The following is a 3,172-nucleotide window of genomic DNA, read 5'->3' as shown; positions in this document are numbered from 1 at the left end:
TAAGTATCTAATTTACAAAAAAAGTAATTATATTAGCAACAGATTTTACGAAATGCGCATATAGGTGTTATTTTACGAAACTACACCGTGTTTTATTTCGTGAAATAACAATGTTAGCGGGCATTGTGAAAGATACCAGCATAACAGTTAAACATTGATAAATGAAAAAAAAACTACTTTGGATATTAATTTTAGGACTGATAATAATCAGTTGCAAACAAAGGAAAACAGAAATGAAAGAGAAAATAATTAAAACAAACGGCATTGAACTCTGTACGGAAAGTTTTGGAAATAAGAAAAATCCAGCAATCCTTTTGGTAGCAGGTGCAACCGTATCAATGCTGTATTGGGACACTGAATTTTGCCAACAATTATCTGAAAAAGGATTTTTTGTTATTCGTTACGACAACAGAGATGTAGGAAAATCCACTAATTATGAACCAGGTTCTACTCCATACGATATTGTTGACTTAACTAATGACGCTATTTCAATATTGGATGGCTACAAGATTGACAAAGCACATTTTGTGGGGATTTCTTTGGGCGGACTAATTTCTCAAATAGCATCAATAAAGTTTGCCGACAGAGTTAACTCCTTAACTCTTATGTCATCAGGCCCTTGGGGAGACTCAGACCCAACTATACCTGAAATGGACACGAGTATTTTAGATTTCCATAGTAAAGCAGGTACAGTCAATTGGACAAATGAAGACAGTGTGGTAAACTATTTAATTCAGGGTGCAGAATTAATGAGTGGCAAGAAACAATTTGACAAACAAAGAAGTGAAAAACTGATAAGAGCTGAGTTCAATAGAGCCAACAATTATATAAGTATGTTCAATCACGCTGCATCGCAAGGTGGTGGTGGTGAAGAATATTGGAACAGATTAAACGAAATCAAACAACCCACCTTAATTATCCACGGAACAGACGACAAAATTTGGCATTATAAGAATGCAGGTTTTTTACTAGAAAAAATAAAAGGTTCAAATCTAATCACCCTTGAAGGTACAGGACACGAATTACACGTTGATGATTGGAAATCAATTATTGATGGAATAGAAAAACACATAAATGACTGATAAACAAAAACAACGCCCCGCGTGGGCCTATACGCTGCCGGCAGCACTGCTGCTGATGGCTCCTTTCGACATCCTCGCTTCACTGGCGATGGATATTTATCTCCCTGTCGTTCCAGCGATGCCCGGCATCCTGAACACGACGCCCGCTATGATCCAACTCACGTTGAGCCTCTATATGGTGATGCTCGGCGTGGGCCAGGTGATTTTTGGTCCGCTCTCAGACAGAATCGGGCGACGGCCAATTCTACTTGCGGGCGCAACGGCTTTCGTCATTGCGTCTCTGGGAGCAGCTTGGTCTTCAACTGCACCGGCCTTTGTCGCTTTCCGTCTACTTCAAGCAGTGGGCGCGTCGGCCATGCTGGTGGCGACGTTCGCGACGGTTCGCGACGTTTATGCCAACCGTCCTGAGGGTGTCGTCATCTACAGCCTTTTCAGTTCGATGCTGGCGTTCGTGCCTGCGCTCGGCCCTATCGCCGGAGTATTGATCGGCGAGTTCTTGGGATGGCAGGCGATATTCATTACTTTGGCTATACTGGCGATGCTCGCACTCCTAAATGCGGGTTTCAGGTGGCACGAAACCCGCCCTCTGGATCAAGTCAAGACGCGCCGATCTGTCTTGCCGATCTTCGCGAGTCCGGCTTTTTGGGTTTACACTGTCGGCTTTAGCGCCGGTATGGGCACCTACTTCGTCTTCTTCTCGACGGCTCCCCGTGTGCTCATAGGCCAAGCGGAATATTCCGAGATCGGATTCAGCTTTGCCTTCGCCACTGTCGCGCTTGTAATGATCGTGACAACCCGTTTCGCGAAGTCCTTTGTCGCCAGATGGGGCATCGCAGGATGCGTGGCGCGTGGGATGGCGTTGCTTGTTTGCGGAGCGGTCCTGTTGGGGATCGGCGAACTTTACGGCTCGCCGTCATTCCTCACCTTCATCCTACCGATGTGGGTTGTCGCGGTCGGTATTGTCTTCACGGTGTCCGTTACCGCGAACGGCGCTTTGGCAGAGTTCGACGACATCGCGGGATCAGCGGTCGCGTTCTACTTCTGCGTTCAAAGCCTGATAGTCAGCATTGTCGGGACATTGGCGGTGGCACTTTTAAACGGTGACACAGCGTGGCCCGTGATCTGTTACGCCACGGCGATGGCGGTACTGGTTTCGTTGGGGCTGGTGCTCCTTCGGCTCCGTGGGGCTGCCACCGAGAAGTCGCCAGTCGTCTAACCGACGACTGGTAGCAGGCCCGCTCCGATGCGGCGCACTAACCATCGAAACCTCGTGAATGTCGGTATCCTGTCTGGCAGGATACCGCTCATTTCCCTTGTTCAGTTCAACATCGCATTGGCAAAATGGCGGGTTAAGTTCAAAATTCAACTTTTGTGCTTTTTATTCCGCCGAATGTGTCCCACATTCAGCTTTTTTTTAATAATTTAGCTTCTGTGGAAACACATCGGCTACGTCACTGCTAAATTGAACTTTCGGTTCAATTTATCCGCCACTTCGCCAATGCGTTTCCCGTTGGCGGTAATTTGAAGAAACGATTAACAACGAAAAACATTCAAGAAAATGAAGCTATAAGTAACTGTAAGATAGAATAAGAATTGAAATATCCTTTACTACGCTAAGTAGAAAGGACGATTGTTAATATTAAAAAATTAGAAAATGATACAGTTACAGATGATTGACAAAACAAAGTCAATAGCTCAAAATGATAAAAATATTTCTGCCGTATTTATGTATGGGTCATTTACCAAAAATGAAGGGGACAAATATTCAGATATTGAATTCTACATCTTCTTGAAGGATAAAGAAAAATTTTCCGCTGAAAATTGGGTAAGCCAAATTCATCCTTTGGCATTATATTTTACCAACGAGTTTGGAAGTGAAGTTGCCATTTTTGAAAATATGATAAGGGGGGAGTTTCATTTTTTGACAAACGACCAAATGGAAGTTATCAAATCGTGGGACGGATTGGTAGAGTTTAGCGACTTTGACAAGATGATTTTAGTAGATAAAGAAGATTTATTGACTAACACGCTCAAAGAAATAAAAACTAAAGTACCTGATCGAACAACAAATGAAAATATCCTGTGGTTGA

The 3,172-nt window shown here is 43.9% G+C and carries 2 protein-coding genes and 2 pseudogenes; all 4 read left to right on the top strand.

Annotation, left to right across the window (positions count from 1 at the left end; genetic code table 11):
- The first annotated feature begins 161 nt into the window (after positions 1 to 161).
- Positions 162 to 1,082, top strand: a complete 921-nt coding sequence (estT, locus tag H4K35_RS15450) for a macrolide hydrolase EstT (RefSeq protein WP_046701559.1) — start codon at positions 162 to 164, stop codon at positions 1,080 to 1,082.
- Positions 1,075 to 2,298, top strand: a complete 1,224-nt coding sequence (gene floR / locus H4K35_RS15445) for a chloramphenicol/florfenicol efflux MFS transporter FloR (protein WP_131540170.1) — start codon at positions 1,075 to 1,077, stop codon at positions 2,296 to 2,298. Before estT ends, floR begins: the two co-directional genes overlap by 8 nt.
- Before the next feature lie 27 nt (positions 2,299 to 2,325).
- A pseudogene (locus H4K35_RS15860) lies at positions 2,326 to 2,424 on the top strand (LysR family transcriptional regulator); the annotation flags it as partial.
- Between the two features lie 312 nt (positions 2,425 to 2,736).
- A pseudogene (gene lnu(I), locus H4K35_RS15440) lies at positions 2,737 to 3,172 on the top strand (lincosamide nucleotidyltransferase Lnu(I)); the annotation flags it as partial.

This window comes from Myroides sp. NP-2, from assembly GCF_014145665.1.
GTDB lineage: Bacteria > Bacteroidota > Bacteroidia > Flavobacteriales > Flavobacteriaceae > Flavobacterium.
The sequence above is the reverse complement of the archived record's forward strand: the minus strand, read 5'-3'. Positions and strand labels throughout refer to the sequence as shown.

Coding starts and splice junctions, on each gene's coding strand:
- floR (WP_131540170.1), top strand. CDS start 1,075: ATGACTGATAAACAAAAACAACGCCCCGCGTGGGCCTATACGCTGCCG.
- estT (WP_046701559.1), top strand. CDS start 162: ATGAAAAAAAAACTACTTTGGATATTAATTTTAGGACTGATAATAATC.